This window comes from Vibrio sp. GJ43-1, assembly GCF_055808835.1.
Genome location: NZ_CM147884.1, coordinates 2,529,678 through 2,555,834 on the forward strand (window position 1 = coordinate 2,529,678; position 26,157 = coordinate 2,555,834).

16 protein-coding genes, 7 pseudogenes and 1 riboswitch are annotated in these 26,157 nt (G+C 43.9%); of the genes and pseudogenes, 11 read left to right on the top strand and 12 right to left on the bottom strand.

Annotated features, from left to right (window positions below):
• Positions 1 to 46: 46 nt before the first annotated feature.
• Positions 47 to 937: an envelope biogenesis factor ElyC gene (gene elyC / locus AC0L66_RS12140; RefSeq protein ID WP_473567490.1), complete on the top strand. Its 891-nt coding sequence runs from the start codon at positions 47 to 49 to the stop codon at positions 935 to 937.
• A gap of 74 nt (positions 938 to 1,011) precedes the next feature.
• Here the strand turns inward: elyC and AC0L66_RS12145 are convergent, their stop codons facing one another.
• Positions 1,012 to 3,600 (bottom strand): Ig-like domain-containing protein, encoded by a 2,589-nt coding sequence (locus AC0L66_RS12145; protein ID WP_473567491.1) that lies wholly within the window; start codon positions 3,598 to 3,600, stop codon positions 1,012 to 1,014.
• Between the two features lie 326 nt (positions 3,601 to 3,926).
• The gene (gene torR, locus AC0L66_RS12150; RefSeq protein WP_265675067.1) at positions 3,927 to 4,637 is read right to left on the bottom strand and encodes a two-component system response regulator TorR; all 711 of its coding nucleotides are present in this window, start codon (positions 4,635 to 4,637) and stop codon (positions 3,927 to 3,929) included.
• Positions 4,638 to 4,942: 305 nt separating this feature from the next.
• On the opposite strand from torR, the gene torD reads away from it, so the two are divergent.
• From torD to AC0L66_RS12175, 5 genes and pseudogenes are all read left to right on the top strand, one after another.
• Complete coding sequence (torD, locus tag AC0L66_RS12155) at positions 4,943 to 5,590, top strand: molecular chaperone TorD (protein WP_473567493.1); 648 nt, start codon at positions 4,943 to 4,945, stop codon at positions 5,588 to 5,590.
• 320 nt (positions 5,591 to 5,910) lie between these two features.
• Positions 5,911 to 6,919 (top strand): annotated as a pseudogene (gene purR, locus AC0L66_RS12160) (HTH-type transcriptional repressor PurR).
• A 174-nt stretch (positions 6,920 to 7,093) separates the two neighbouring features.
• Positions 7,094 to 7,177, top strand: a riboswitch (cyclic di-GMP riboswitch).
• Positions 7,178 to 7,287: 110 nt separating this feature from the next.
• A complete protein-coding gene (locus AC0L66_RS12165) occupies positions 7,288 to 7,878 on the top strand; it encodes a TfoX/Sxy family DNA transformation protein (protein WP_265675064.1) in 591 nt (196 codons plus the stop codon).
• Positions 7,879 to 7,995: 117 nt separating this feature from the next.
• Positions 7,996 to 8,684: pseudogene (locus AC0L66_RS12170) on the top strand (TVP38/TMEM64 family protein).
• Positions 8,681 to 8,998, top strand: a complete 318-nt coding sequence (locus AC0L66_RS12175) for a DUF2007 domain-containing protein (RefSeq protein ID WP_265675062.1) — start codon at positions 8,681 to 8,683, stop codon at positions 8,996 to 8,998. Before AC0L66_RS12170 ends, AC0L66_RS12175 begins: the two are co-directional and overlap by 4 nt.
• Before the next feature lie 47 nt (positions 8,999 to 9,045).
• Here the strand turns inward: AC0L66_RS12175 and AC0L66_RS12180 are convergent.
• The 4 genes and pseudogenes from AC0L66_RS12180 to topA form a co-directional block, all read right to left on the bottom strand.
• Positions 9,046 to 9,839, bottom strand: a pseudogene (locus AC0L66_RS12180) (alpha/beta fold hydrolase).
• Positions 9,840 to 10,014: 175 nt separating this feature from the next.
• A pseudogene (gene glgA / locus AC0L66_RS12185) lies at positions 10,015 to 11,470 on the bottom strand (glycogen synthase GlgA).
• 1 nt (position 11,471) lies between these two features.
• Positions 11,472 to 12,692 (bottom strand): annotated as a pseudogene (glgC, locus tag AC0L66_RS12190) (glucose-1-phosphate adenylyltransferase).
• Positions 12,693 to 13,216: 524 nt separating this feature from the next.
• Positions 13,217 to 15,844, bottom strand: a complete 2,628-nt coding sequence (gene topA / locus AC0L66_RS12195; RefSeq protein WP_265675059.1) for a type I DNA topoisomerase — start codon at positions 15,842 to 15,844, stop codon at positions 13,217 to 13,219.
• A gap of 333 nt (positions 15,845 to 16,177) precedes the next feature.
• Between topA and AC0L66_RS12200 the strand changes: the two genes are divergently transcribed.
• A complete protein-coding gene (locus AC0L66_RS12200; RefSeq protein WP_265675113.1) occupies positions 16,178 to 16,423 on the top strand; it encodes a YciN family protein in 246 nt (81 codons plus the stop codon).
• 107 nt (positions 16,424 to 16,530) lie between these two features.
• Here AC0L66_RS12200 and aroA read toward each other — a convergent pair.
• A pseudogene (aroA, locus tag AC0L66_RS12205) lies at positions 16,531 to 17,812 on the bottom strand (3-phosphoshikimate 1-carboxyvinyltransferase).
• Between the two features lie 223 nt (positions 17,813 to 18,035).
• Here aroA and aat point away from each other — a divergent pair.
• The 3 genes and pseudogenes from aat (at position 18,036) to infA (ending at position 19,760) form a co-directional block, all read left to right on the top strand.
• Positions 18,036 to 18,764: a leucyl/phenylalanyl-tRNA--protein transferase gene (gene aat / locus AC0L66_RS12210; protein ID WP_473567495.1), complete on the top strand. Its 729-nt coding sequence runs from the start codon at positions 18,036 to 18,038 to the stop codon at positions 18,762 to 18,764.
• Positions 18,761 to 19,460: pseudogene (locus AC0L66_RS12215) on the top strand (arginyltransferase). Before aat ends, AC0L66_RS12215 begins: the two are co-directional and overlap by 4 nt.
• A gap of 81 nt (positions 19,461 to 19,541) precedes the next feature.
• The gene (gene infA, locus AC0L66_RS12220; RefSeq protein WP_005600159.1) at positions 19,542 to 19,760 is read left to right on the top strand and encodes a translation initiation factor IF-1; all 219 of its coding nucleotides are present in this window, start codon (positions 19,542 to 19,544) and stop codon (positions 19,758 to 19,760) included.
• Positions 19,761 to 20,104: 344 nt separating this feature from the next.
• Here the strand turns inward: infA and clpA are convergent, their stop codons facing one another.
• Both clpA and clpS read right to left on the bottom strand, forming a co-directional pair.
• On the bottom strand, positions 20,105 to 22,381 hold the full coding sequence (gene clpA, locus AC0L66_RS12225) for an ATP-dependent Clp protease ATP-binding subunit ClpA (RefSeq protein WP_473567498.1): 2,277 nt from the start codon (positions 22,379 to 22,381) through the stop codon (positions 20,105 to 20,107).
• A gap of 41 nt (positions 22,382 to 22,422) precedes the next feature.
• Complete coding sequence (clpS, locus tag AC0L66_RS12230) at positions 22,423 to 22,743, bottom strand: ATP-dependent Clp protease adapter ClpS (RefSeq protein ID WP_265675054.1); 321 nt, start codon at positions 22,741 to 22,743, stop codon at positions 22,423 to 22,425.
• 536 nt (positions 22,744 to 23,279) lie between these two features.
• Here clpS and cspD point away from each other — a divergent pair.
• Positions 23,280 to 23,501 (top strand): cold shock domain-containing protein CspD, encoded by a 222-nt coding sequence (gene cspD, locus AC0L66_RS12235; RefSeq protein ID WP_265675053.1) that lies wholly within the window; start codon positions 23,280 to 23,282, stop codon positions 23,499 to 23,501.
• 215 nt (positions 23,502 to 23,716) lie between these two features.
• Here cspD and hisIE read toward each other — a convergent pair whose 3' ends face one another.
• From hisIE to AC0L66_RS12250, 3 genes are all read right to left on the bottom strand, one after another.
• A complete protein-coding gene (hisIE, locus tag AC0L66_RS12240; RefSeq protein WP_265675052.1) occupies positions 23,717 to 24,343 on the bottom strand; it encodes a bifunctional phosphoribosyl-AMP cyclohydrolase/phosphoribosyl-ATP diphosphatase HisIE in 627 nt (208 codons plus the stop codon).
• Complete coding sequence (hisF, locus tag AC0L66_RS12245; protein ID WP_265675051.1) at positions 24,340 to 25,113, bottom strand: imidazole glycerol phosphate synthase subunit HisF; 774 nt, start codon at positions 25,111 to 25,113, stop codon at positions 24,340 to 24,342. Before hisF ends, hisIE begins: the two co-directional genes overlap by 4 nt.
• Positions 25,114 to 25,453: 340 nt before the next feature.
• Positions 25,454 to 26,113 carry a hypothetical protein gene (locus AC0L66_RS12250; protein WP_473567501.1) on the bottom strand — a complete coding sequence of 220 codons (660 nt, stop codon included), beginning with the start codon at positions 26,111 to 26,113 and terminating at the stop codon, positions 25,454 to 25,456.
• Positions 26,114 to 26,157 lie beyond the last annotated feature (44 nt).

Sequence of the window (26,157 nt, forward strand, 5' to 3'; positions counted from 1 at the left end):
AGCCTCTTTTTTAGCGTTAAGTGGTGTTTTTTCGGACTATTAGTTTATGTTTGAGCTGAAAAAAATCGTGTCATCCCTACTAATGCCTTTACCAGCCATGCTGATCTTAGGTTTTCTCGGGCTAGCACTTATTATGTTTACTGCTAGGCGCAGAATCGGATGCATGGTTATTCTTGTATCACTGTGTGGGATTTTTCTCATCGCCTTCCAGCCTCTGTCTAGCCGCTTACTGATGCCATTAGAGCGTCAGTACAAACCTTTTTTACCCGTAAACGAGACCATTGACTATGTCATGGTGCTGGGCAGTGGTCACGTGGTCGACAGCGATCTCCCGCCAACGTCAGAGCTTAGCCGAACGGCCCTAGTACGCCTTAGTGAAGGCATTCGCGTGATGCGCATGTACCCAGGGGCGAAGCTGATATTGTCTGGCTACAATGGCGGCACTGACGTGAGTCAAGCTCGTATGATGGCAAAAGTCGCGTTAGCGCTAGGCGTCTCTAAACCCGACATTATTTTACTTGAAAGCGCCAAGGACACATGGGAAGAGGCAAGACAGGCAACGTCATTCGTTAAAAATAAAAAAATGGTGCTTGTTACGTCAGCCAGTCACATGCAACGTGCTATGTACGAGTTTGAGTCTGCGGGATTAGTTCCCTATCCTGCCCCGACTAACTTTTTGGCGCAAAAAAATATTGAGCAAGCGTGGCAAAAATACACGCCAAAAGCGCAATATCTTGAGCAAACAGAACGCTATTGGCATGAGACGATGGGGCTAACGTGGCAGCGTCTTCGTGATTGGGCTGCAAACGAGGGTACACCATCTGCCGATCCCACCGTCTTAGAATCTGATGCTGTAGACGATGCTCTTGCTGTCGAAGACGAGACTCACTCTGAAGTAGATAATGCGCCTAAAACCGAACAAGCCAACGGTAAATAAGCGACGGCGTAATCCTTAGTAAGATAAAAAAAGACCTCATCATAACGATGAGGTCTTTTTGTTTTCGAGAGCGTTTATCTATTATTTAACTGGTTAAGCTTGGCTTTCACCGGAGCGGAGAAGTTGAAGCCATCATGTTGATCCCAGTTGATAGACCATGTCATTACTCCACCAAAATTAGGCGATAACTTCGTTGGTTGCACGCTACCACATCGCTGCAGTAAAACCATACAATCAAGCGCTGCTTCAATATTGGCGATGGGCGCTTGCCCAGAGTTCGCTGAACTAGGACCCGATGGAAGCCCTATAGCCACTTGGTCACCTCTCAATGGCTGGAACATCGACCCATCCGCGAGTTCAAACCCTTCGGTAAGCATTTTGGATGCGGCAACCATCATGTCAACCGATCCTTCTGCCGCCGCTCCTGTCGTGTAAGGGTTGGCGAGGCCGCCATTGTTATACAACTGGACATGGAGCAAATTCAGCATGTCCCTTACCTGATCGATAACAGGAATATACGCGCCCCAAATACCCGAGTAAGCGACCATTCCCCCTTGCACATATGGATGCTCCGGTGCCATGGTTAGGTACATGTCTCGACCCATATTTTGTTGAATTTTTCGCAACGCCGTTGGCAATCGAGCTTGAATTTGACTACCGTGAACAAGATTCGAGCCACTTTCTAGATCGATATCTAAACCATCAAAGCCCCATTCTTGAATAATAGCCGTTAAGCTACTAACAAAGGCCGCTTCATCCGCTGCTGTATTCAAGGTGATAGTGCCTTCTGCACCACCCAACGATAATACAAAAACTTTACCCTCTGATTGCAGCGAGGCAAGATCTTGCTTAAATTTCACCGGGTCAATCGGTAGACAGTCAGAGCGGATGTCACCGTTATAAAGGTTAAAATGTACGGTGCCATTACTGTTACGATCGTTATCAGCGAAGGCAATATCGATAATGTTCCAATCTTTTGACATCTCACTCAATGGCATTGGACAACCGGAGCCATTAACAAAGTTGTGCCAATAGCCGATCAATTTATGCTTAGGCAACGTGATGGATTTCGCTTCGATCGAGACACTGTTCGACACCACCTGATTACCTTGAGTATCGGATACTAAGGCCGTTAACTGATAGCCTCCGATAGCTGCTGGCTGCCATGAAAACTCATAAGGTGCTGCGCTATCTGTTGCCACTAACTGTCCGTTGACATAGAGCTCTGCTTTAGCAATGTCACTTTGCAGGGATTGCGCCGACACTGTTACATATACCGGTTTATCTAACGGGACAATACTACCAGACGTAGGCTGTATGATTTCGCTGGTTAGCACTTGGTCAGTAACATTAACGGTTGTTGAAGCCAGAGTTTCACGCTGCTGATCATCCGTCGCAACAATGCTGATTGTCGCTGACGTTAACGTGTTCACGTTCCACAACCAGGTATAAGGTGCTTGTGTCAGCGCACCTAACGACATGCCATCCACACTGGCCTCTACAGAGACGACGCTGCCATCGCTATCCGTTGCGTCGGCTTGAATGGTAACATCACTACCCAGTAAGACCGCTTGTCCTGCCGACGGTGACAAAATACTGACGACGGGAGACGATCCGCAACTGCCTAAACTATCCCACGCGTCTTGCCAATATTGACCGACACCCGGTTCATATGCCCATGCAGAACTTGATGAACACCAGCCTGCCACTTTACACTGGTATACTTCATCATTATTTTTAACTTGCTCATTACTCGAGTATTGACTGCCCGCCACATAACTCGGCAGTGTCGTACATTGCCCGCCAGATGTTGCACTCGAAACGTTAATATCAATAAGTTGTGACTGAGTACTTAGCCCACCATCATCAGTAGCAATAGCTTGTATCGCAAACTGACCCACAGCCGCTGGCGTCCAAGTCGTTGTCCATGGTGGTGTGGTTAATGTGCTGAGCGTAACGCCATCCACGACATAACGAACACTGGTTACGCTACCATCAACATCATCTGCGGCCGCTGAGAGTGTCACTGGCTGATCAACCGTCACTGATAGCGAGTCTGCCGATAAGGTGATGGATGGCGGTTGATTTTCTGTCACCGAAACTGAAAACAATCTCGACTGCGTGGCTTTCGCGCCGCGCTCATCCGTGGCAATAACGTCAAGGGTGTAGCTCCCAACCGTAGCAAGCCAATCTACGCTATAAGGCGGTGACGTTACTGTTGCTACAACTTGACCATTGACAACAAAAGCGACAGTGGCAATCGCATCATCAACATCGCTTGCATCAGCCTGAAAAGTAATCGTATTACCAGACGCTATATTGGCACCTTCTACAGGGGAAAGAATTGATAGCGTCGGTAATTGGTTTCCTCCACTCGCGTCACACGCCCCGAGCAGTGTCCACTCTTGGAAACTACCCGATTTTTCGCTTGGATTTGCATTTTGGCTCCACCAGTTCGCTTGATAAGCATTCGATTGGAATTTTACCTCAGCACCGCCGTTATACGCTGTCTCTGCATTCCATACCGGTAAGTTGTCACACTGATAAGCGAATGCGGTGGGCGAAAATAAAACAAGTAGCGATAATGAAGTTGCAGTGTAGTGATTCAACGCTGCCTTTGGAGACAGTAATTTATTTTGGGCTATCGGGTTCGTCCTATCCATTTACTTGTCCTTGTATTAAATGAACTTAACTATGATAAATCGCTGTTAATCGTTAGTTTTTCTCTTTTAATACCCAACCTGGGCGACTAAATTTTTCATAACAGCCTATTCAAGCTAGCGCACTCACGAGCGAGTAAATGAATCTGTAGGCATTCCAGAACCTGATTACGAGTCACTTAACAAAAGTAATACTTGTGTTGCATATCAATTTCATCATTTATCTAGATTACTCGCATTAAAAAGCCCGGACGAAATACAACGTCCGGGCCTACATAAGGAATACTTGATAAGTCAGCGCATCTGTAGCGCTTAATCAGCTGCAGTGTCTAATCACCAGCAAACATGTAACCTTCACCGTGAACGGTAATGAAAATCTGTGGATTCTTAGGATCCATTTCCATTTTCGTTCGCATGCGGCGAATTAACACATCAATGGTACGATCATTTGGTGCGTCAACGCGGTGACTGATCATGTTAAGGATACGTTCTCGACTTAGCACCTGATTAGGGTACGTCGATAAGGCGACCAATAGTTCATATTCCGCTTTTGTCAGTTTTACTGGCTCGCCACTGCACGTTAACGAGCGTCGCTGTTTATCAAACAACCAATCGCCGAAATGCACGATATGTTCATTTTCAACACTTTGAGGCTCTTGTGGTGGCTTTCTTGCTTGGGAAATTCGCCACAGTAAGTTCTTAACTCTAACTAGCAGCTCTCTTAACTCAAACGGTTTGGTGACGTAGTCATCGGCTCCCATCTCTAAGCCAACTATTTTATCAATGCTGTCAGTGCGTCCGGTCACCAGTATAATACCAATGTCAGATTGACTGCGTAATTCACGAGTCAGCATGAGTCCATCTTCACCCGGTAAGTTGATATCAAGCATCACAAGATCGACACTGGATGATTGCAGCACTTGGCGCATCTCTTCCCCGCTTTCCGCTTCGCTTACTAAGTAGCCTTCACTTTCAAAGTAACCAGACAACTTGCTACGTGTAACGATATCGTCTTCAACGACTAATACGTGATAACTCATAGGCACCGTTTCTTTTGTTAATGTGTTATGACCAAGACCATTCTATTCATAATTAGTCACAATTCTAGTCGACATCATCTTAAATTGTCGAAAGTCGTGTTTTTATTGATTAAAGACAAGAACTATTCTCGATTAAGATATGCAACGCCACTAATCGAGTCGCCTTTGGGCTAAAAACCAATTTTCTCGTGCCACAATCGACACATTCATTTATCTTCACAAGTTCCTATATTTTTTCACCAATTAGCTTACTGCTGTTCATTTTTATTGGCTAAAATGAGGATAAGACTTTTGGAGACTATAAAATGCAAGAAATCAAAGCATTTAACGAACAACGTGCTGAAATTTATTGGTGGCTATCAAGCCTATTTGCTAAAGAGCTAACACAAGAAGAGCTAGAAAAATATCACAGTGTAGAGATACGCGCTTTCCTTGCTGGATTGGGTGAGAATGCGTCTTTAACCACGGCTATTGCCAATCTGGTCGACACGCTCAATCGTTTACAAACCCGCGAAGATGCTCAACTTGAGCTCTCTGCTGACTTTTGTGATCTGTTTTTAAAAACAGATAAACATGGTGCGCTCCCCTACGCGTCGATGTATATCGGTGAATCCGGTTTACTAAATGACACGCCTGCACATGATATGGCAGCTCTTCTCAAACAACATAATATCGGCGTGTCCGAAAACCTGAATGAACCTGCCGATCACTTAGCGATAGAATTGGATTTTCTCGGCAATCTCATTATTCGCTCCAATGAGCTTGAGTCTGATGCACACATCAATAGCGCTCTGCTTGAGCAAGCTGACTTTATTGACCAGCATCTAATGACGTGGCTACCTAAATTTGAATTACGATGTAAAGAATTCGATGAATTTGGCTTTTATGCGTCTGTTGCCCATTTACTCGTCGCATTTTGTCAGCTAGACCTCACATATTTGCGTATTGAGTAATCACCGTTACTGCGCGCTAAAGTAGTAATAATCAACAAGCCAAATATAAATTTGGCTTTTATAGACAAAATTGTCGGTTCAGACGTTGCTAGGGTCTGCCACTAAGACTACAATTCGCCGTTTAAATGCGAAAGCTAGGCTTTAGTACGATGTGGTTTCCACTTAAATGTACTGATTGAAACCTCCATTTCACAAAGTGTATTGGTGTCCGGTACGCATTCGTTACAACAAAGCGCTTATTTTTCGTAAATAATGCTTCATGACCGCAACGACTTTTATGCAATTAAAACCACGAAAGCCGTTACTAACAGGAAAAAGCTATGGCAACAATTAAAGACGTCGCCCGCCTAGCTGGCGTTTCGACTACCACCGTATCTCACGTCATCAACAAAACGCGTTTTGTTGCCGAGGCCACACAAGAAAAAGTTAATGCTGCAGTTGAAGAGCTCAATTACGCGCCAAGTGCGGTGGCAAGAAGCTTAAAGTGTAACTCGACAAAGACAATTGGTATGTTGGTCACTCAATCAACCAACCTCTTTTTCTCTGAGGTGATTGATGGGGTTGAGAGTTATTGCTATCGACAAGGTTATACCTTGATACTGTGTAACACTAGGTGGCGTGTATGAAAAACAACGCGACTACATCCGTATGCTGGCAGAAAAACGTGTAGATGGCATCTTAGTGATGTGTTCAGACCTAACTGAAGAACTTCTTACTATGCTTGACCGCCACGCAGATATCCCGAAAGTGATTATGGACTGGGGTCCGGAAAGCTCGCAAGCAGATAAGATTATCGACAACTCGGAAGAAGGTGGTTACCTAGCGACAAAATACCTTATCGAGAAAGGGCATACTGATATTGCCTGCTTAAGCGGTCACTTAGAAAAAGCGGTTTGCCAAGAGCGCATTGTCGGTTATCAACGCGCTTTAACAGAAGCAGGCTTAACGATGAAAGAAGACCGTATTTTTGAAGGTAACTTCGAATGTGATACTGCTGTCATCGCTGCAAACCGAATCGCAGCGATGGAGGATCGCCCAAGCGCTGTTTTCTGTTTTAACGATACCATGGCGTTAGGCTTAATGAGTCGCTTACAGCAGCTTGGATTAAACGTCCCTGGCGATATATCTGTAATTGGTTACGACAATATCGAACTGGCCGAGTACTTTTCACCGCCATTGACCACCGTTCACCAACCAAAACGTCGTGTTGGTAAGAATGCATTTGAGATTCTACTTGAACGAATCAAAGATAAAGGTCACGACAAGCGTATATTCGAGATGCACCCAGAGATAATCGAACGCAGCTCTGTCAAAGACATGACAGAATGATGACAAAAGCGCTCTATTGAGCGCTTTTTTTGATCTTCTTCCCATAAATTCCAATCTGCATTGTTACTTCGTGCTACTTCACAAGCACAAATACCCCTCTAATTTTTGAAGCAACATCACACTTCAACCAATAACCCATGCAGGTTAATGGTTTTTTTCTTTATGCTATTTGAGTCACGCACAGGGCAAACCATCTGAAAAGGTGGGACGCAAAGCCTCCGGCCTAAACCAAACTTGGTAGGTAGCGGGGTTACCGATGGCAAAGGTATTAAATCTTGTTATTGACCTAACAAGGATTTGACACCTGTTTGCTATACTCTCGGACCTGATTTTGGTGACACAATCAATAACACCGAGAAAAGATAAGCATGGACAATCCAGTATTAAAAAATTCAATGCAATTGTTCGCTCAACTAGGAAAAGTAAAATCTCGCTCCATGTTCGGTGGATTTGGGATCTTTGTTGACGAAACAATGTTTGCATTAGCAGTGAACAACAAATTACACATCCGAACCAACCCAAAAACAGTCGCGTCTTTTAAACAGTTGGGCTATACACCCTATGTATATAAAAAACGTGGATTCCCTGTCGTTACTAAGTACTTTGCACTTCCAGAAGATTGCTGGGACGATACAGATGTTATTCTGTCATACGCCCGTGCAGCCTTGGATTTTGCCAAAGATGAGAAAGTAAAGCAGTCTGATACTAAACCAAATCGCTTAAAGGACCTACCGAACCTCCGCCTTGCTACAGAGCGTATGCTCAAGAAAGCTGGTATCGAATCGGTTAATTCGCTACAAGAGCATGGCTCTGTGGAAGCCTTCAAAGCTATCCAGAAAACGCATTCAACGAGTGTTGGCCTAGAGTTACTTTGGGCGTTAGAAGGGGCGATTAACGGTACGCATTGGTCTGTTATTCCACAAGCAAAACGAGACGAACTCGCTAACCACATCAACTAGCGTTATTAGACTTATAAATAAAATCAGCTTAACGCTGATTTTTTTATAAGTCTTTGAAAGTAAATTCGCTCTACTCCTGTCTTATACTAAAGATGCATTGTTTACATGGAGTAAGTCATGAGTAAAAAATTATTATTGGGATTCGCCTTCGTTGCCATCATTCTATTCTTAGGGTCGCAATTCGGTCAGTACTTAACATTAGAAAACGCGAAGGCACAGCAAGCTGAGCTCGCGAGTTACATTGACGCGAATTTCGTCGCAGCTGCGCTCACCTATTTCTTCCTATACATTGCGATTACAGCATTTTCAGTGCCCGGCGCTGCGGTTGTCACACTTTTAGGCGCTGCGTTATTTGGATTTTGGAGCAGCCTTTTGCTCGTGTCCTTTGCAAGTACTATCGGGGCAACGCTAGCCTTCCTTAGCAGTCGGTTTCTATTACGAGATTGGGTTCAACGCCAGTTCGGTGCAAAGCTTACGACGATTAATGATGGCGTCGAGAAAGATGGGGCATTCTACCTTTTCTCTTTGCGGCTTATCCCTGTATTTCCATTCTTTTTAATCAACCTACTCATGGGTTTAACCCCTATTCGTGTCTCCAAGTACTACTTGGTCAGTCAGCTAGGGATGCTACCAGGCACCGCCGTATATTTAAATGCTTAGATACGCAACTTGCGAATATTGATAGCTTGTCTGGAATTGTGTCCCCTACCGTCCTTGCTTCATTTGCTTTGTTAGGGCTGTTTCCACTTATCGCAAAGTGGTTCATGGCAAAATTAAACAAAACGCCCCAGGTAGAGACTAAATGAAGATTTATGTCGGCAACACCCCAACCGAAACACACATTATTCAACAGCAACTTTCTGCTGAAGGTGTTCAATGTGAAGTGAGAGGTGAAGGCGTCTTTGGATTAAGAGGTGAGATCCCATTTGATGAAAGCTCATTGCCCTTTATTTGGTTGATGGATCTAACGCAAGAGTCTCAAGCTAAGCTCCTCATAGACGCCTTACAACAAGCCAGCAAACACGTGGGGGCAAGCTGGCTCTGTCCAACCTGCCATGAACTTAATGAGGCTCAATTCGGCTCTTGTTGGAATTGCCAGCACCTAGCACCTAGCACCTAGCACCTAGCACCTAGCACCTAGCACCTAGCACCTAGCAGGAGAAATTATTAACTGACCGATTGAATAAAGGCAATGGAATGCTTATTAAACTCGTCGGGTTTTTCTACGTTACAAACATGTCCACAGTCTGCAATCTCTAATAAACGACTCGATTTATGCTCTGCCACCATCTCTTTGACCGGGTGGATAAACATATAATCTTTGTCCCCCATTAAGTAGAGCGTGGGAATTGGCAGTTCTTTGTCTTTAAAATAACGATGTAAAGGATTCACTTCCGTCGTTAGGGTATACCAGCGCTTAAATTCTTTTTGGCATAATTTTTTGGCTTCACGAACAAACAGATGACGAGACTCTTTTTGTCCACGCTGTGGCATCACAATATAGGCAAACAAGCGATATAACCACATGTACGGGATAATGTGCTTGCTCCAGTTACCTATGTTGACCAACAGCTGCGAACGCGTGTTAAAACGCGTTACAGCGCCTCCTAGTACCATAGAGCGAACTCGATGTGCAGATAACTCCGCGATATTTCGAACAATGATAGTTCCTAGAGACATGCCAACAAAGTGCGCGGATTGGATTTTAAGATGATCCAGCACTTTGAGTATATCGACGGTGACGCTTTTAAAAGTGTAACCGCTCGCCATGATTCCTTTGATTAGCTGATTTGATTTACCGTGACCACGTAGGTCGACAAAAAGTAGGTTGAAATGTTCTTTGTAGGCTCGAATTTGTTTAAACCAAATTGACGAGCTTCCCCTGCACCATGCACAAACACTACCCACTCTTTACTGGTGGGATGCGGATACGTTTTATGAAAAAGTAGATTCTCAGACATAGGCTCTTAGAGGGTGATATTAGTGTGCGTTACGTTACCACAATTCTTGTAAATGCAGGTAAAAAGTCCGCACTTTTTCATTTAAAATCATTTCCAAGTGTTAACTCATCATCGATTTCTATCATTAAAAAAGGCGACATAACGTCGCCTTTTTACATTTAAGTAATTGTAATAATTAACCTTGATTCAACGCAATATCATACATTTTGCTGTAATCCTTTGCAGACTCAAGCCAACTAAAATCACGCCCCATTGCACGTAGTTGCATCTTATGCATCTCTTCTGGTTGCTGCAAATAGAACAATAATGCTCTTTGCAACGTAATCAACAATGCATCATGGCACGGTTCATCGAAACCAAAGCCTGTGGCTTCTGACGGATTATCGTCAAAATCAATCACCGTGTCTTTTAGTCCACCCACTTTACGAATAATCGGCAACGTTCCGTAAGCCATACTATAAAGCTGATTAAGGCCACAAGCTTCAAACTCTGATGGCATTAAGAAGAACTCCGAGCCCGCTTCGACTAAGTGAGCAAAACGGTTGCTATAAGCCTCTACAAATGCCAATTTATCCGGATGCGCTAATGCTACATCACGTAGGTGGGCGGCTATTTGAGATTCGCCTGTTCCAATAATGACTATTTGCACATCATTCTTAAGAAACTTCTCTAAAATTGGCAAAATGTAATGAAAGCCTTTTTGGTGTGTCAGACGACATACCATCCCCACCATTGGCGTATCAACTTGTGGTAGGTTCAACTCTTGTTGCAACAACGTTTTAGACGCTAACTTTCCTTTTAACATACTAGAAAGCTTCGCTTCATAACGCTCAGGCAAAAATTCATCGTTTCGTGGATCCCACTCAGAGTAATCACAACCGTTAACGATACCGTGTAGATCTTTCGCACGATGCACAAAGTCATCAACTAACCCATGCGATCCCAACGGCGTCACCAGCTCCGCGGCATAATTCGGACTTACCGCATTGATCTTGTCAGCAAAAGCGATACCCGCTCGCAACATGCTCACCCAGCCTTCACCATACTGCAAGAATTCCATTCCAGACAGGTTTAGCTCAGGGATAATTTCAAGCTGACTATAAGAGAAAATACCCTTAAAGATCGCGTTGTGTACCGTTAGGACAGATTTTACATCACGAAAGCGCTCATCATCCCCGTAGCGAGTTTTCAGCAAAAACGGGACTAAGCTCGTGTGCCAATCATTCGCATGTACTACGGCGGGTTTAATGCCAAGCTTTGGTAAAACATCTAAGCTAGCAGCCGCAAAAACCAAACCGCTCGCCGTTATCGGCATACGCTCGGTTGTGCTCAGCATAAAGTTCAGGTCGGTCAAAGTATTTATCACACTCGATAACGTAAACATCCACACCATCAAGTTCGGTTTTTTTAACTTGGTAAGCCGTATGTGGCCAGTGTTCTAGCTCTGTAGAGAGGATACACTCGTAATCGTGTTTATTCGGTAAGGTTTGGTAGCCAGGTAATGTAATTGCTACCGATTTTCCGAGCTCTTGCAATGCTTTAGGCAGAGCCTTGGCAACATCTGCCAAGCCTCCACTTTTTACAAGTCCTTGAGCTTCTGAAACTGGAAACCATACATCTATGTTTCTCATTTTAGAATCCAACTTTTGTCCCTTTTTTGATGACTACTACGCCACCTGGAGAAACATGAAAACGCTTCGCGTCCAACTCTAAATCTTCACCGATCACTGTTCCAGGGGCAATTTCTACATTTTTGTCAATAATCGTACGCTTGATAGTACAACCCGCACCAATTTTAACATCGCCTAGGATAACAGATTCGCTGACAATAGAACCAGCAGCAATGTTACTCCTGAAGCCGAGTACTGACTCGATAAATAGATGAACCTCGGACATAACTACCACCTGCCACTAGGCTATCGGTAATTTTAATTTTTTGATGCTCAGCATCAACAAACGTTGCTGGCGGCAGTGGCGGGTAATAGGTGTGTAACGGCCATGTACGGTTGTACAATGAAAACTGAGCGTCCTCTTGTAGCAAGTCCATATGTGCCGCCCAATAAGAGTCAATCGTACCCACATCACGCCAATACGTGGTGTCTTTTTCAGCTAGTAATCTTGTTCGTGGAGAAATCGTAGACATACACGTCCCCTTCAGGGAACATTTTAGGGATAATATCTTTACCAAAGTCGTGGCTTGATGCTTCATTCTCCGCATCAATACGTAACTCATGGTATAGACTCTGAGCTTCAAAGATGTAGTTACCCATTGATACCAAGGCCATGTCTGGATGACCAGGAATCGATTTTGGATTTTCTGGCTTTTCTTCAAAGCCAATCATTTTGCCGTTTTCATCCACTTCAATCACACCAAACTCAGAAGCTTCAGCTAAAGGCATGCGCAAAGCCGAGACCGTTAACTTAGCTTCAGTGCGCTTGTGGAAGTCTAACATCTGACGAATGTCCATTTTGTAAATATGGTCAGAACCAAAAATACAAACATGCTCAGGATTTGCCAACTCGATAAAACGAACATTCTGATAAATGGCATCCGCCGTCCCTTCATACCACCGCTTACCATCACGCATTTGCGCTGGGATAGGGTCAATAAATCGGTCGGTGATGCTCGGTTAGGTTCCATCCCTTTCTCATATGTTGGTACAGGGATTGAGATTTAAACTGTGTCAGTACATAAACACGCATTAAGTCTGCATTGATAAAGTTGTTAAGGGCGAAATCGATAAGACGATAACTCCCTCCAAAAGGCACTGCAGGCTTACTGCGAGACTCAGTTAAAGGACGAAGGCGAGACCCTTCGCCACCAGCAAGAATCATTCCTAATACACCAGCCATTATATTCTCCGTTTTTACAGCTTTGTCATTATTGTCAGGCTTTTCTTTGTTATTCAGCCTGACGTCATTATTAACGGATGACGATGTCGATGTTGGCATCAGACAATCAAACGTTGAATATCGTATATAAAGTGAAATACCATTTATAAATAAGTAATTCGCACCACCAATATTCCTTAGAACGGGGCACGGTTCGACCATAATCTTCGTATGGTTTTCATCTAAATTATCGTGTTGAAAAAAGATTACAACTAGTAAGATCTCAATATCGGTCATTGTACGGTATTGCATTGCAACTCGTGGCGTACATCACAACTATCCATAGCGGCGCAACATTAAAATCACACTTAACTAACACTTCAGTCACCCAGACACCAACCGATTGTGATCTAAATCGTATTAACACTTTCTACATAGATGCTTTACAAATACATAAAAGTTATAAAACGTTTTGTGATACCGCTCTTTTCAGGCAAAAAAAACAGCACCTAATAGGTGCTGTTTTCAATCCGTAAGATGAGAAGCTATTTCTTTGGCTTTTTACGCTTATCGGTAATTTCCCATTTACCATCAACAAACATACCCGTCCAACCTGAAGGCTTACCTTCTACTTCTGAACGAACATAATTCTCTTTGGTCTTACGGCTAAAACGAACCACTGTTGGACGACCATCTGGGTCTTCTACTGGTGCATCAGCCAAGTAATGAAACTTAGGTGAAATTCGCTCTTTATATTTCGCGAGTTCACTCACCAATGGAGCACGTGTTTCACGTGATTTAGGGAAGTTACTCGCTGCCATAAACAGACCAGACGCACCGTCCCGAAGCACAAAGTAGGCATCTGAGTTTTCGCACGGTAATTCAGGGAAGTGAACTGGATCTTCTTTAGGCGGCGCTATTTCGCCGTTCTTAAGGATCTTACGAGTATTCTTACATTCCTCGTTAGTACAACCCATGTACTTTCCAAAACGGCCATTTTTTAGCACCATTTCAGCGTTACATTTATCACATTCAACCGTTGGGCCGTCATAACCTTTAACTTTAAACTCGCCATGCTCAACAACGTAGCCTTCACAGTTCGGGTTATTACCACAAACGTGAAGCTTGCGCTTATCGTCGATAAGATACGCGTCCATTGCTGTTTCACAGATAGGACAACGTTTTTTGGCACGTAACGCTGCCGTTTCAACATCCTCTTCTAAGACATTGATTATGCCTTCTTCATCACCAAGGTTGATGGTCGTTTTACAACGTTCTTTCGGTGGTAAAGCGTAACCTGAACAACCTAAGAATACGCCTGTTGATGCCGTACGGATACCCATTGTACGAGAACATGTCGGGCACTCAATATTGGTCTCAACGATATGGTTCGGCTTCATGCCTCCTGTCTCTTCGTCGAGTTCGGCTTTTTCTAGGTCCGTGGTAAATTCGTTGAAGAAGTCGTTAAGAACGCCTTTCCAATTCGTTTCACCTTCCGCTATTTGATCGAGCTTTTGCTCCATACGAGCGGTGAAGTCATAGTTCATCAGGTCGTCAAAGCTATAGTTGAGACGGTCAGTAACGATCTCACCCATTTTTTCAGCGTAGAAACGACGCTGTTCTACTTTCACGTAGCCACGGTCTTGGATTGTCGAAATGATAGAGGCATACGTCGACGGTCGGCCAATACCCTTCTTCTCAAGTTCCTTAACCAGTGCCGCTTCTGTAAAACGTGCTGGCGGTTTCGTAAAGTGTTGCTTTGGATCTAAAGCGACTAAATCCAATGTGTCACCAACTTGTACCGCAGGCAAAATTGCATCTTCGTTTTTGCCCATAGGGCGTTGAACGCGAGTCCAACCATCAAACTTAAGAATGCGACCTTTTGCTTTTAGCGTAAAGTCATCCGCTTTAACACTCACCGTCGTTGAATCATATTTAGCTGGTGTCATTTGACACGCAACGAACTGATTCCAAATCAATGAGTACAGTTTATGGGCGTCCGCTTCCATACCCTGTAAGTCATCAACTTTAACGGTGACGTCAGAAGGTCGAATCGCTTCGTGCGCTTCTTGTGCACCCTCTTTGCTGCCGTAACGCAGTGGATTTTCAGGCAGATACTCACCGCCAAACTCACTATCAATATAGCTTCGCACTGTCTCTACCGCTTCCGAGCTTAAGTTCGTCGAATCGGTACGCATATAGGTAATGTAGCCGCCTTCATAAAGACGCTGGGCCAACATCATTGTCTTTTTAACACCGTAACCAAGACGAGTACTCGCAGCTTGTTGCAGTGTTGACGTGATATACGGCGCTGATGGCTTGCTCTGCGTCGGTCTGTCTTCACGCTTGCACACTTCATACGTGGCGTTGGCTAGAACTGCTGTCGCTGAGCTTGCTTCTGTTTCGTTGGTTGGTTTGAATGCCTTACCGCCCTTTTGAGCGACAAGCAATCTGAAGTCTGTCTTATTGGCGGTTTTAGTATCGGCATGAATATCCCAAAACTCTTCTGGAATAAACGCGTTAATTTCACGCTCCCTTTCTACCAATAACTTAACCGCAACCGACTGTACACGGCCTGCAGACAAGCCACGTGCGACTTTCTTCCACAGTAATGGCGATACCATAAAGCCAACAACACGGTCGAGGAAACGACGCGCCTGTTGTGCATTAACACCATCCATGTTCAGCTCTCCAGGTGCCTCAAAGGCCTGCTGGATAGCATTTTTAGTAATCTCGTTAAAGACGACTCGTTTATATCGCTCTTCATCGCCACCGATGATCTCACGAAGGTGCCATGCGATAGCCTCTCCCTCGCGGTCCAAATCGGTTGCGAGGTAGACGTAATCGGCGTCTTTCGCTAATTTCTGTAGTTCTGCAACGACCTTTTCTTTTCCAGGTAGGATCTGATAATTAGCATCCCAGTCGCTGTATGGGTCGATGCCCATCTTTTTAATCAGTGCTTTTTGGTCTTTTGCTTTTTTAATTCGTGCTTTTTCTTCAACACTTAAACCTTTGGTCGAGACTGCCGCTGCTTTTTTACCAGTACTTTGACCTGCAGTTGGTAAATCACGTACGTGACCCACACTCGACTTCACGACGAAGTCTTTACCCAGGTATTTGTTGATGGTTTTAGCCTTAGCGGGTGACTCCACTATAACCAGTGACTTTCCCATAATGACACTAACGTCCTATATCACATTGCGAGTGTTAATCGCACGATGTTCGAAATTTATGCTTCTTTTTACTATTGAGCGAGAACAAAAGAAGATCAACCTGTTTTTTGCAATTACATTCTAATCGCTCGACAAATGTCCGATCTCACTTCGTCTACCCATTGAAACGAAGGCGCCATAGTAAACGTCAAACCCTTATTGTGCCTAGCTTTGATAATCAAAATTTGTTTCTTATCACAAAACATCCGCCATTGTAGGCAACAACTTAGCACTTGCAAACCCGCTGCGCGTCCATACACTATCGGAAATTGCCTAATGATTGAGAGCATTGATATGTCAGAAAAACAACGTATTTCCGAATTTGATTTATTGCTAATTGCAAACCAAATAATTCAAGAGCATGACGACTATTTAGACGGTATGCGTGCAGACAGTGTAGATGAAAAAGATGAAGTGCTCGTTTTTAAAGGAAATTATTTTCTCGACGAACAAGGCTTACCGACTGCCAATACGACAGCAGTATTTAACATGTTCAAGTATCTTGCCCATCACCTTTCTAAAGAATTCACGCTAAAATAATCATTAGCTCAAATCATCGTTAACCTAGATCATCGTTAACACTAAATCATCGTTAACACTAAACGTTATTAAGCGCCCTTCAGGGCGCTTAATAACGTTTCAATCTACTATTGGCTTAATTCTGCCAGCTTATCAAAATAATCCGGGAACGTTTTTGAGGTACATTTAGGATCATTAATTGTCACTGGGGTGTCGCTTAACGCGACAAGTGAGAAACACATAGCCATTCGATGATCGTCATAAGTATCAATCTCAGCATGAGTTAATTTCGAAACCGTACTCGACAATGATATAGTCTTCCCCTTCTTCGACTTTTGCGCCCACTTTTTTAAGCTCTGTCGCCATGGCTGCCAGACGGTCCGTTTCTTTGACACGCCAGTTATACACATTGCGGATCACCGTTTTGCCCGTTGCAAATAATGCGGTTGTTGCAATGGTCATCGCAGCATCAGGAATATGATTGTAATCCATATCGATGCCAACTAGTTCACCTTTGCGACACGTAATATAGTCCTCGCCCCACTCTATCTCTGCGCCCATTTTTTCTAACGCGTCAGCAAAGTGGATATCACCTTGTATACTGTTTTTTCCAATCCCCGTAACCTTGATTTCTCCGCCCTTTATCGCTGCAGCGGCAAGGAAATAGGAAGCCGATGAAGCGTCACCTTCAACTAAAAATTGGCCTGGCGATTGGTACTGCTGTCCACAACGAATGATAAAGGTTTGGTAGTTGTCGTTTTCAACCACGACGCCAAACTGTTTCATGATGTGAAGCGTAATGTCTATGTAAGGTTTCGAGACCAACTCCCCCACAATTTCAATCGTCACATCAGATTTTGCAAATGGCGCTGACATTAAAAATGCCGTCAAGAACTGGCTAGAAATAGACCCATCAATGGTGACTTTTCCGCCTTCTAAGCCTGTGCCATAGATTTTCAGAGGAGGGTAATTGACGTTTTCAAGGTATTCGACCTTTGCACCGACTTGTGCGAGCGCATCAACAAGATGACCGATTGGACGCTCTTTCATTCTTGGTTCGCCAGTCAGTAGGTATTCACCTTGACCAAGGCACAGCGCTGCTGCCAAAGGACGCATTGCTGTCCCTGCATTTCCCAAGAATAGCTCCGTCATTTGATCAACCGAAAAAGGACGACCTAAGCCTTGCACTACGCATTGTTTTTTATCTTCTGACAAGTCATAGCTCACCCCTAACGCTGTTAAGGCATTGAGCATATGCTTAATGTCATCACTATCAAGAAGGTTAGTGAGTGTCGTTGTCCCTTGTGCTAAAGCCGCTAAAAGTAGCGCGCGGTTTGAAACACTTTTAGAACCTGGAAGGTTAACCGTTCCGGAGACTTTTTTGATGGGTTGGAGTGTTAAGCTTTCCATTAATTGAATCTAATCCTTTACTGGCATCCACTGTCCTACAACGAATGCCATTGCTATTCTTCGTAAAAGCAGCCTAACCAAATTATGCCTCAAACACCAGCTTTTATCCGTGAGTTTTGCTTACCTTTTATGCAATCAGTACTAGCAAGCTAGTACTGATTCAATCGGCATATTCATCCTTAAATAGCGTATAATTAACGCAAGAACGGCTAAGCTAATTATCATGACTATTTATTTACCAGAACTCAGTAGCACTAACTTTGATTTCCCCTCTCCTTTTGAGGCCCTCGATGATCCTAACGGTTTGCTCGCTTTTGGTGGCGATCTTAACCCTGAAAGGATCTTAAATGGCTATCATCATGGCGTCTTTCCTTGGTTTGGACCTAATGAGCCCCTACTATGGTGGAGCCCGGCCCCTAGGGCAGTTTTTATCCCTGAACGATTTAAACCTTCACGTAGCTTAAGAAAATACCAGAATAAAGCGCAATATCGGGTGACTCTGAATAGGGCGACTGATCAAGTCATTAAATATTGCTCGAATACTCGTCCCGCACAGGAAACCTGGCTCAATCAAGACATGTGCGATGCTTACATTGCCCTATCTGAACGAGGATACTGCCACTCCGTCGAAGTATGGCAAGACGATACATTAATTGGTGGGCTGTATGGGTTGTCTATTGGTACTGTGTTTTGCGGTGAGTCTATGTTTTCATTGCAGCCCAATGCGTCAAAAATCGCGTTATGGTATTTTTGCCAGCATTTTGTCGAACACGGGGGGACACTGATTGATTGTCAAGTCATGAACCCACATTTGGAATCACTTGGTGCGATAGAGTTAACTCGCGAGGAATTTATCGATAGTTTGCATCAACGCAGAGAAGCGTCCATGCTTAAGGAATGTTACGCACAACAGGACATTACGCTAAATAGAGCCAAGGTGACCAACAGATGAACATGGCCTCACAACAAATTCGAATTGGCTTGACCACCAATCAGCCATGCAGCTACATCAAAGAACAAGAAGAGCGAGTTGCCATTGTTCTAGAAAAGTACTGCCATGACGAAGAACACTTTGAGATGCTGCTTGCCAACGGCTTTCGACGCAGTGGCGACGTTATTTATAAACCACAATGCGATCATTGTCAGTCATGTCAGGCACTCAGAATTGCGATCCCCGAATTTAAAACCAGTCGTAGTCAAAAGCGCCTTTTATCAAAATCTACGCATATTTCGTGGACGATCAAAACCGAACTTGATGACGGATGGTTTGAGCTTTACGCTAAGTATATCAACGCACGTCATACAACCAGGTAGTATGTACCCGCCTAAAAAGGAGCAATTTTTTGATTTTGCTAAATGTGGCTGGATGACCATGCACTTTCTCCATATTTATGATGGCGAAACCCTCATTGGCATTGCAATTACTGACATCTTAGAAAATAGTGCCAGTGCGTTTTACACTTTTTTTGACCCAGACGTCCCCTTATCTTTGGGAACACTGGCGGTGCTTTTTCAAGCGCAATATTGCCAACTTTACCGCAAACAATGGTTATATTTAGGCTATCAAATCGACCAATGCTCTGCTATGAACTATAAAACACGCTTCCAACGTCATCAAAGGCTAGTAAATCAGCGGTGGCAAGGGTAGAATACGCGACAACTTTACTTATAAAGATTTTAACGGCACAATGCAGACCGTTAAAAGCGCCACATTTCGAAAGAGGATTCAATGGCTAAAGAAGACGTAATTGAGCTACAAGGCACTGTTCTTGATACTCTACCAAACACAATGTTCCGTGTTGAACTAGAAAACGGTCACGTAGTTACAGCCCACATCTCTGGTAAGATGCGTAAAAACTACATCCGTATCCTTACTGGTGACAAAGTAACTGTAGAGATGACTCCATACGACCTATCTAAAGGTCGCATCGTCTTCCGTGCTCGTTAATCTCTACGTTTAACAGAACACAAAAAAACGGAGCTTAGGCTCCGTTTTTTGTGGCTATTTGCTTGCCAATAGTGACATCAAAACCAACATTTCGGCCACGTTATACCTCACGCACATTTATCACTCGCGAGCTACTGCATAAGCCTTAACACCCGCAGAGAAGTCAGCTTATGCCTCCTTACCGCTGTCACAACTACCACTGTCTTCGGTATTATTGCTCACCATAGACCACCACTTTAAATAATCACTAATCGCTATCCGTAGGCAATAAAAAAGCGTGCGAGAAATCGCACGCTTTATCACTACAGTTTCATCCTATATCAGGAAGAATCAGTACCTTATGGCTAATGAAGCACTTCTTCCTTAGAGCCAATATACTCGAACGTTAGGTCGTCATCTTTCAAGCCAACCTTAACCGTACCACCATCAACCAGTGAACCAAAGAGCAATTCATTTGCTAACGGTTTCTTCAGCTTGTCTTGGACAACACGGCCCATTGGACGTGCGCCCATTGTCTTGTCGTAACCTTTCAGCGCAAGCCAATCACGAGCCTCAGCGGAGACTTCTAACGATACGCCACGAGAATCAAGCTGCGCTTGAAGCTCAACAATGAACTTGTCGACGACTTGGTGAATCACGGTATCATCCAAGCTATTGAACCAGATAATGCCATCAAGACGGTTTCGGAACTCCGGCGTAAAGACGCGTTTGATAGCGCCCATCGCATCTGGTTTGTGATCTTGCTGAATCAAACCAATGGATTTCTTTTCAGTCTCAGAGACACCGACATTACTGGTCATAACCAAAATGACATTACGGAAGTCGGCTTTACGACCATTGTTATCGGTCAGCGTACCATTATCCATAACCTGTAATAGCAAGTTAAAAATATCTGGATGGGCTTTTTCAATCTCATCAAGCAAGACAACCGAATGTGGGTGCTTAATCACCGCATCCGTCAATAGCCCGCCTTGATCATAGCCCACGTAACCTGGAGGGGCTCCGATTAAGCGACTCACAGAATGGCGCTCGCCGTATTCTGACATATCAAATCTAAGTAATTCAATGCCTAGAAGTTTAGACAACTGCACCGTGACTTCTGTTTTACCGACCCCTGTCGGACCAGCAAACAAGAAAGAACCGACAGGCCGTTCATCGTTCCCCAATCCAGCACGCGTCATCTTAATGGCTTCTGACAATACATCGATGGCTTTATCTTGACCAAATACCAGCATCTTCATTTTTTCATCAAGGTTTTGCAGAATATCTTTGTCTGACGATGACACGGATTTTTCCGGAATACGCGCCATTTTAGCAACCATCGACTCAATATCAGCAACGCCAACCGTTTTCTTACGGCGGCTCGCAGGGACAAGTCGGCTACGGGCACCAGCCTCATCGATAACATCAATGGCTTTATCTGGTAAATGACGTTCATTAATGTATTTCGCCGAAAGTTCTACCGCCGCGCGAAGCGCCTTATTGGTATAACGAACTTCGTGGTGGGCTTCATACTTAGGTTTCAAACCAATAAGAATTTTAGTGGTGTCGTCTAGAGAAGGCTCAACCACATCAATTTTTTGGAAGCGACGGGACAAGGCACGCTCTTTATCAAAAATATTGCTGTACTCTTGGTACGTCGTTGACCCAATACAACGCAATTTTCCGCTGCTCAGCAACGGCTTAATCAGGTTAGCCGCGTCAACTTGACCGCCCGACGCAGCGCCAGCACCAATGATAGTATGAATTTCATCGATAAAGAGAATGGCGTCGTCTTCTTTTTCAAGCTGTTTCAAAATGGCTTTAAAACGCTTTTCAAAATCACCACGATATTTCGTGCCCGCCAATAATGAACCGATATCGAGCGAGTAAATCACACAGTTTTCAATAACATCCGGCACCAGACCTTCAACAATGCGCCATGCAAGGCCTTCTGCAATAGCGGTTTTACCTACTCCGGCCTCACCTACAAGTAATGGGTTGTTCTTACGACGACGACAAAGTACTTGAACGGTACGTTCTAGCTCTTTATCACGACCAATAAGAGGATCGATGTTGCCGTCTTTGGCAACTTGATTCAAATTAGTTGCAAAATTTTCTAGGCGATCTTCGCCATTTGCATCTTCAACAGGCTCACTTCCACCACCTAATGAACCGCTTGATGGTTCATTGTCTGAAGCGCCAGAATTTTTAGTAATGCCGTGAGAAATGAAGTTAACGATATCTAGGCGACTGATATCATTTTTCTTCAATAAATAGGCGGCGTGAGATTCTTGCTCACTAAAAATAGCGACTAATACGTTTGCCCCTGTTACTTCGCTGCGACCAGAAGACTGAACGTGAAAGACTGCGCGCTGTAATACCCTCTGGAAACTCAATGTTGGTTGAGTTTCACGAGTATCGTCGTTGTCAGGGATGAGTGGCGTTGTTTGGTCAATGAATGCGTCAAGCTCTTCACGCAAGGTATCAAGATTTGCGCTGCAAGCCGTTAAAGCCTCTTTAGCCGAGTCATTTTCCAACAAAGCTAAAAGGAGATGCTCTACGGTCATGAATTCATGTCTTTTATCACGGGCACGAGCAAATGCGCCGTTGAGACTCGATTCTAATTCTTTGTTAAGCATAAGTACCTCCTAAGGAATGACAGCTGCCATTCATTCGAAAATTAGGCTTTTTCCATGGTACACAAAAGTGGATGTTCATTTTCCCTTGAATACATGGTCACTTGAGCAACTTTCGTTTCGGCGACTTCGGATGTATACGTTCCACAGACGGCCTTACCGTCATAATGTACCTGTAACATCACCTGCGTCGCTTTATCTTCGTTGAGTGAAAAAAAGCGTTCCAAGATTTCTACAACAAAGTCCATCGGGGTGTAATCATCGTTATTAAGTACAACATGGTACATACCCGGTGGCTTAACCTTAGTTTTTTCTTTCTCCAGTAAGTCTGAGTCTGGAGTCACCCATTCAAAATTTTTACTCATGGCCAGAATGTTTGAGAGTTTTCGTTAATATTCAAAAGACTGTATAAACCCAAAATTACCCAGTATCGTTAAGGCGTTTTATGCTTACACTCGAAAAGCATCTCTATATTAGAGACTAATGCACCAATTGTATCGCTGCAAACAAAACAATGCTATTAATGTGTGTCACATATGAGCCAAGTAGCAAAAACAATTCCTCCTCTATTAAGAATACAGCATCAAAATCTAAACAAAAGCACCAGTTTGCGAGATTGTTAAAACCAAAGTGCATATGTTTAGAATATGTGGTTATTTATGCGACATTCTTATTGACTAAGTTTAATGATTGACTAAAGTGGTTAATTAGTGACTAAAATTTAACAAGTTTGTCTCGTCTCAACCTTGCTCATAGGAAAAGGCTTACAGGGTTTTATAACCGCCTAGAGCAAGATTTGTGGATGAGGAAGGATTTGGGTCACATACAAAGAAGCGTCGACGGTGAAGTGGTGAACCGTGTCTTCGAATGACTTCAGTAAAATGCATGAGGGATGTATAGCATGGCTACAGGTACAGTAAAATGGTTTAACAATGCCAAGGGATTTGGATTCATTTGTCCAGAAGGCGGCGACAACGATATATTTGCACACTATTCAACGATTCACATGGACGGGTACCGAACCCTTAAAGCAGGACAACAAGTCACCTACGAAGTAGAAGAAGGCCCAAAGGGCTATCACGCCAGTTCCGTCACTCCTGTAGACGGTGACGTGGCAAAATAGCGCACTAGACGCGCCGACATTAATTTCTCGAAGACACATACACACCACCCCCCTTCTTATAAGGTATAGCGACTGATATTCATTCTTCTGGATGAAACTAGCTAAGACGCAACGTAACCCATTAAAAAAGCCCTCTTCAGAGGGCTTTTTTAATGGGTTACGTTGCTAATGATATTGACTCGCCCATCACGACTTATTGAGAAACATCACACCTGTTACTTATGTCGTTCTTTTAACTTATTAATAACATCGTTCATTGATAGGCCTTGGTCTTGAAGCAGAACCATTAGATGATAAATCAAATCCGCAGATTCACAGACTAACTCCGCCTTGTCACCCGACGTTGCCGCAAGCGCGACTTCAACGCCTTCTTCGCCAACTTTTTGCGAAATACGCTTGGTACCACTAGCATAGAGGCTTGCGGTATAAGAGGAGTCAGGATCGGCATGTTTTCGTTCAGCGAGCAACTGCTCAAGTTGATGAAGCCACACCATTTGTGACTCTTCTTGCTGATCAGCATCGAAACACGTTGTGGTTCCTGTATGACAAGTGGGACCGATAGGATCAACTTTCACCAATAAGGTGTCATTGTCACAGTCTAAAGACATCGATTTGAGCTGTAATACGTTACCCGACGTTTCACCTTTAGTCCAAAGACGAGACTTGGTGCGCGAGAAAAAGGTTACCTGTTGCGTTTGTAGCGTTTTATCCAATGCCTCTGGGTTCATATAACCCATCATCAATACCTGACTTGACTGAAAATCCTGAACAATCGCAGGTACCATTCCGTCGATCTTTTCCCAGTCAATACGCTCGTTTAGCGTGGCTGTTGTTTCGCTCATAATCGGATCTCCACACCTTGGCCAACTAAATACTGTTTTAGCTCACCAATATTAATAATTTGCTTGTGGAAAACGGAAGCGGCCAGCGCACCATCCACGTTAGTTTGTTGATAGACTTCAGCAAAGTGCGCCATTGCACCCGCACCGCCCGAGGCAATCAGTGGAACCTTACACACTTCACGAACCATATTAAGTTGCGTAATATCATAGCCACTGCGTACGCCGTCTTGGTTCATCATGTTCAGTACAATTTCACCTGCACCACGTTTTTGAACTTCTTGCACCCAATCGCGTGTTTCCCATTGAGTGGCTTTGGTACGAGACTCATCTCCGGTAAACTGATAGACCTGATATTTCCCCGTCTCTTTATCAAAATACGAATCAATACCCACAACAATACACTGCACACCGAACTTATCGGCGAGCTCAGTTATCAAACCAGGGTTTGCCAACGCAGGAGAGTTGATTGACACTTTGTCCGCACCAAACTCCAAAATACGCGCCGCGTCTTCCGCGGACTTAATGCCACCAGCCACACAAAATGGAATATCGATGACTTCTGCAACTCGTGCCACCCAGCTTTTATCCACAACGCGACCGTCACTTGACGCGGTAATATCATAAAAAACCAGCTCATCAGCCCCCTCTTCGGCGTAACGCGCCGCCAGAGGAACAATGTCGCCGATGACTTCATGGTTGCGGAACTGAACGCCCTTTACCACCTGACCATCTCTGACATCCAAACAAGGAATTATTCTTTTTGCTAGCACCACTTACTCCCTACGGCATAAAACGGAGTTATTGTTCCCTTTACAACCTTCAAAACTTCACCTTCATGTGATTTAACACCGTCGCTTCACACCGACTAGAGCTCGCTCTAATGCGGGTGTATCCTTCCACCACAGCTGTGTCACTCAATCCTACATCAAACCACTATATAACAACCTTTTTTACATTTCATTGAAAAGTTCAATCAATACTAGCAACCATATTTCCACACAAACAAAGAGCGATAACGAAAACGCCATTATTCCCCGCTCAACGAAAAAAAGAGCCCGCATTTATCATACGAAGCTCTTTTACGTATTAGCTTTTAGATATCAGGAAATGCTAATTTTTTCGATTAGTGACAAACGAAAGCTTAGTTTTCATCATAGTGATATCTTCTAAGATCGCATCTGACTCAAGGACCACTCGGCCATTGAAGTCTGAATAACCCGCACTGCCATTGTTAATATTATCTTGCACATCCAGTGAGTTCTTCATCAAATAACGAGCAGAATAACTAAAGCTAACATCTGCCTCAGTCACTGCAACAAGCCCAATTTCGATAGCATCGGTTGCCGATGAAGGTAGCACGTGTTCAGTCGGGCTCTCTAAAATGACTTGAGACGCAGTGGCCAGCCCATAGATAGATTGATAAAAATTCTTATCTTCATTCGTTTTACTACGGATAGCCGTTCTTTGAATCGCAAAGTCGTTAGGACTAAAGGATGAGGACGTGACACAGTAACCAGAGTTACAAGCAGAAAGTGATGTTCCACTAAAATCAGTGACAGTCGGTGCAGAAACGGTTACCGCAGTTGCAGATAGTGGGAATAGTCCAACATAGTTCCAATCGACACCCGTTTTCCCATATACTTCTGCAGACCAATTAGACAATCGTTTTTCAGACGCTACATAGGAAAAAGTTTGTGTTTCATCATTGATTGGTTGCCAGCCATAAATCTCATTATTTAGTACTACTTTAGCCGAGCTAGAATCGCTCAAAGTAACATTTGAATTTATGAAAGGATATTGAACAACATCTGAAC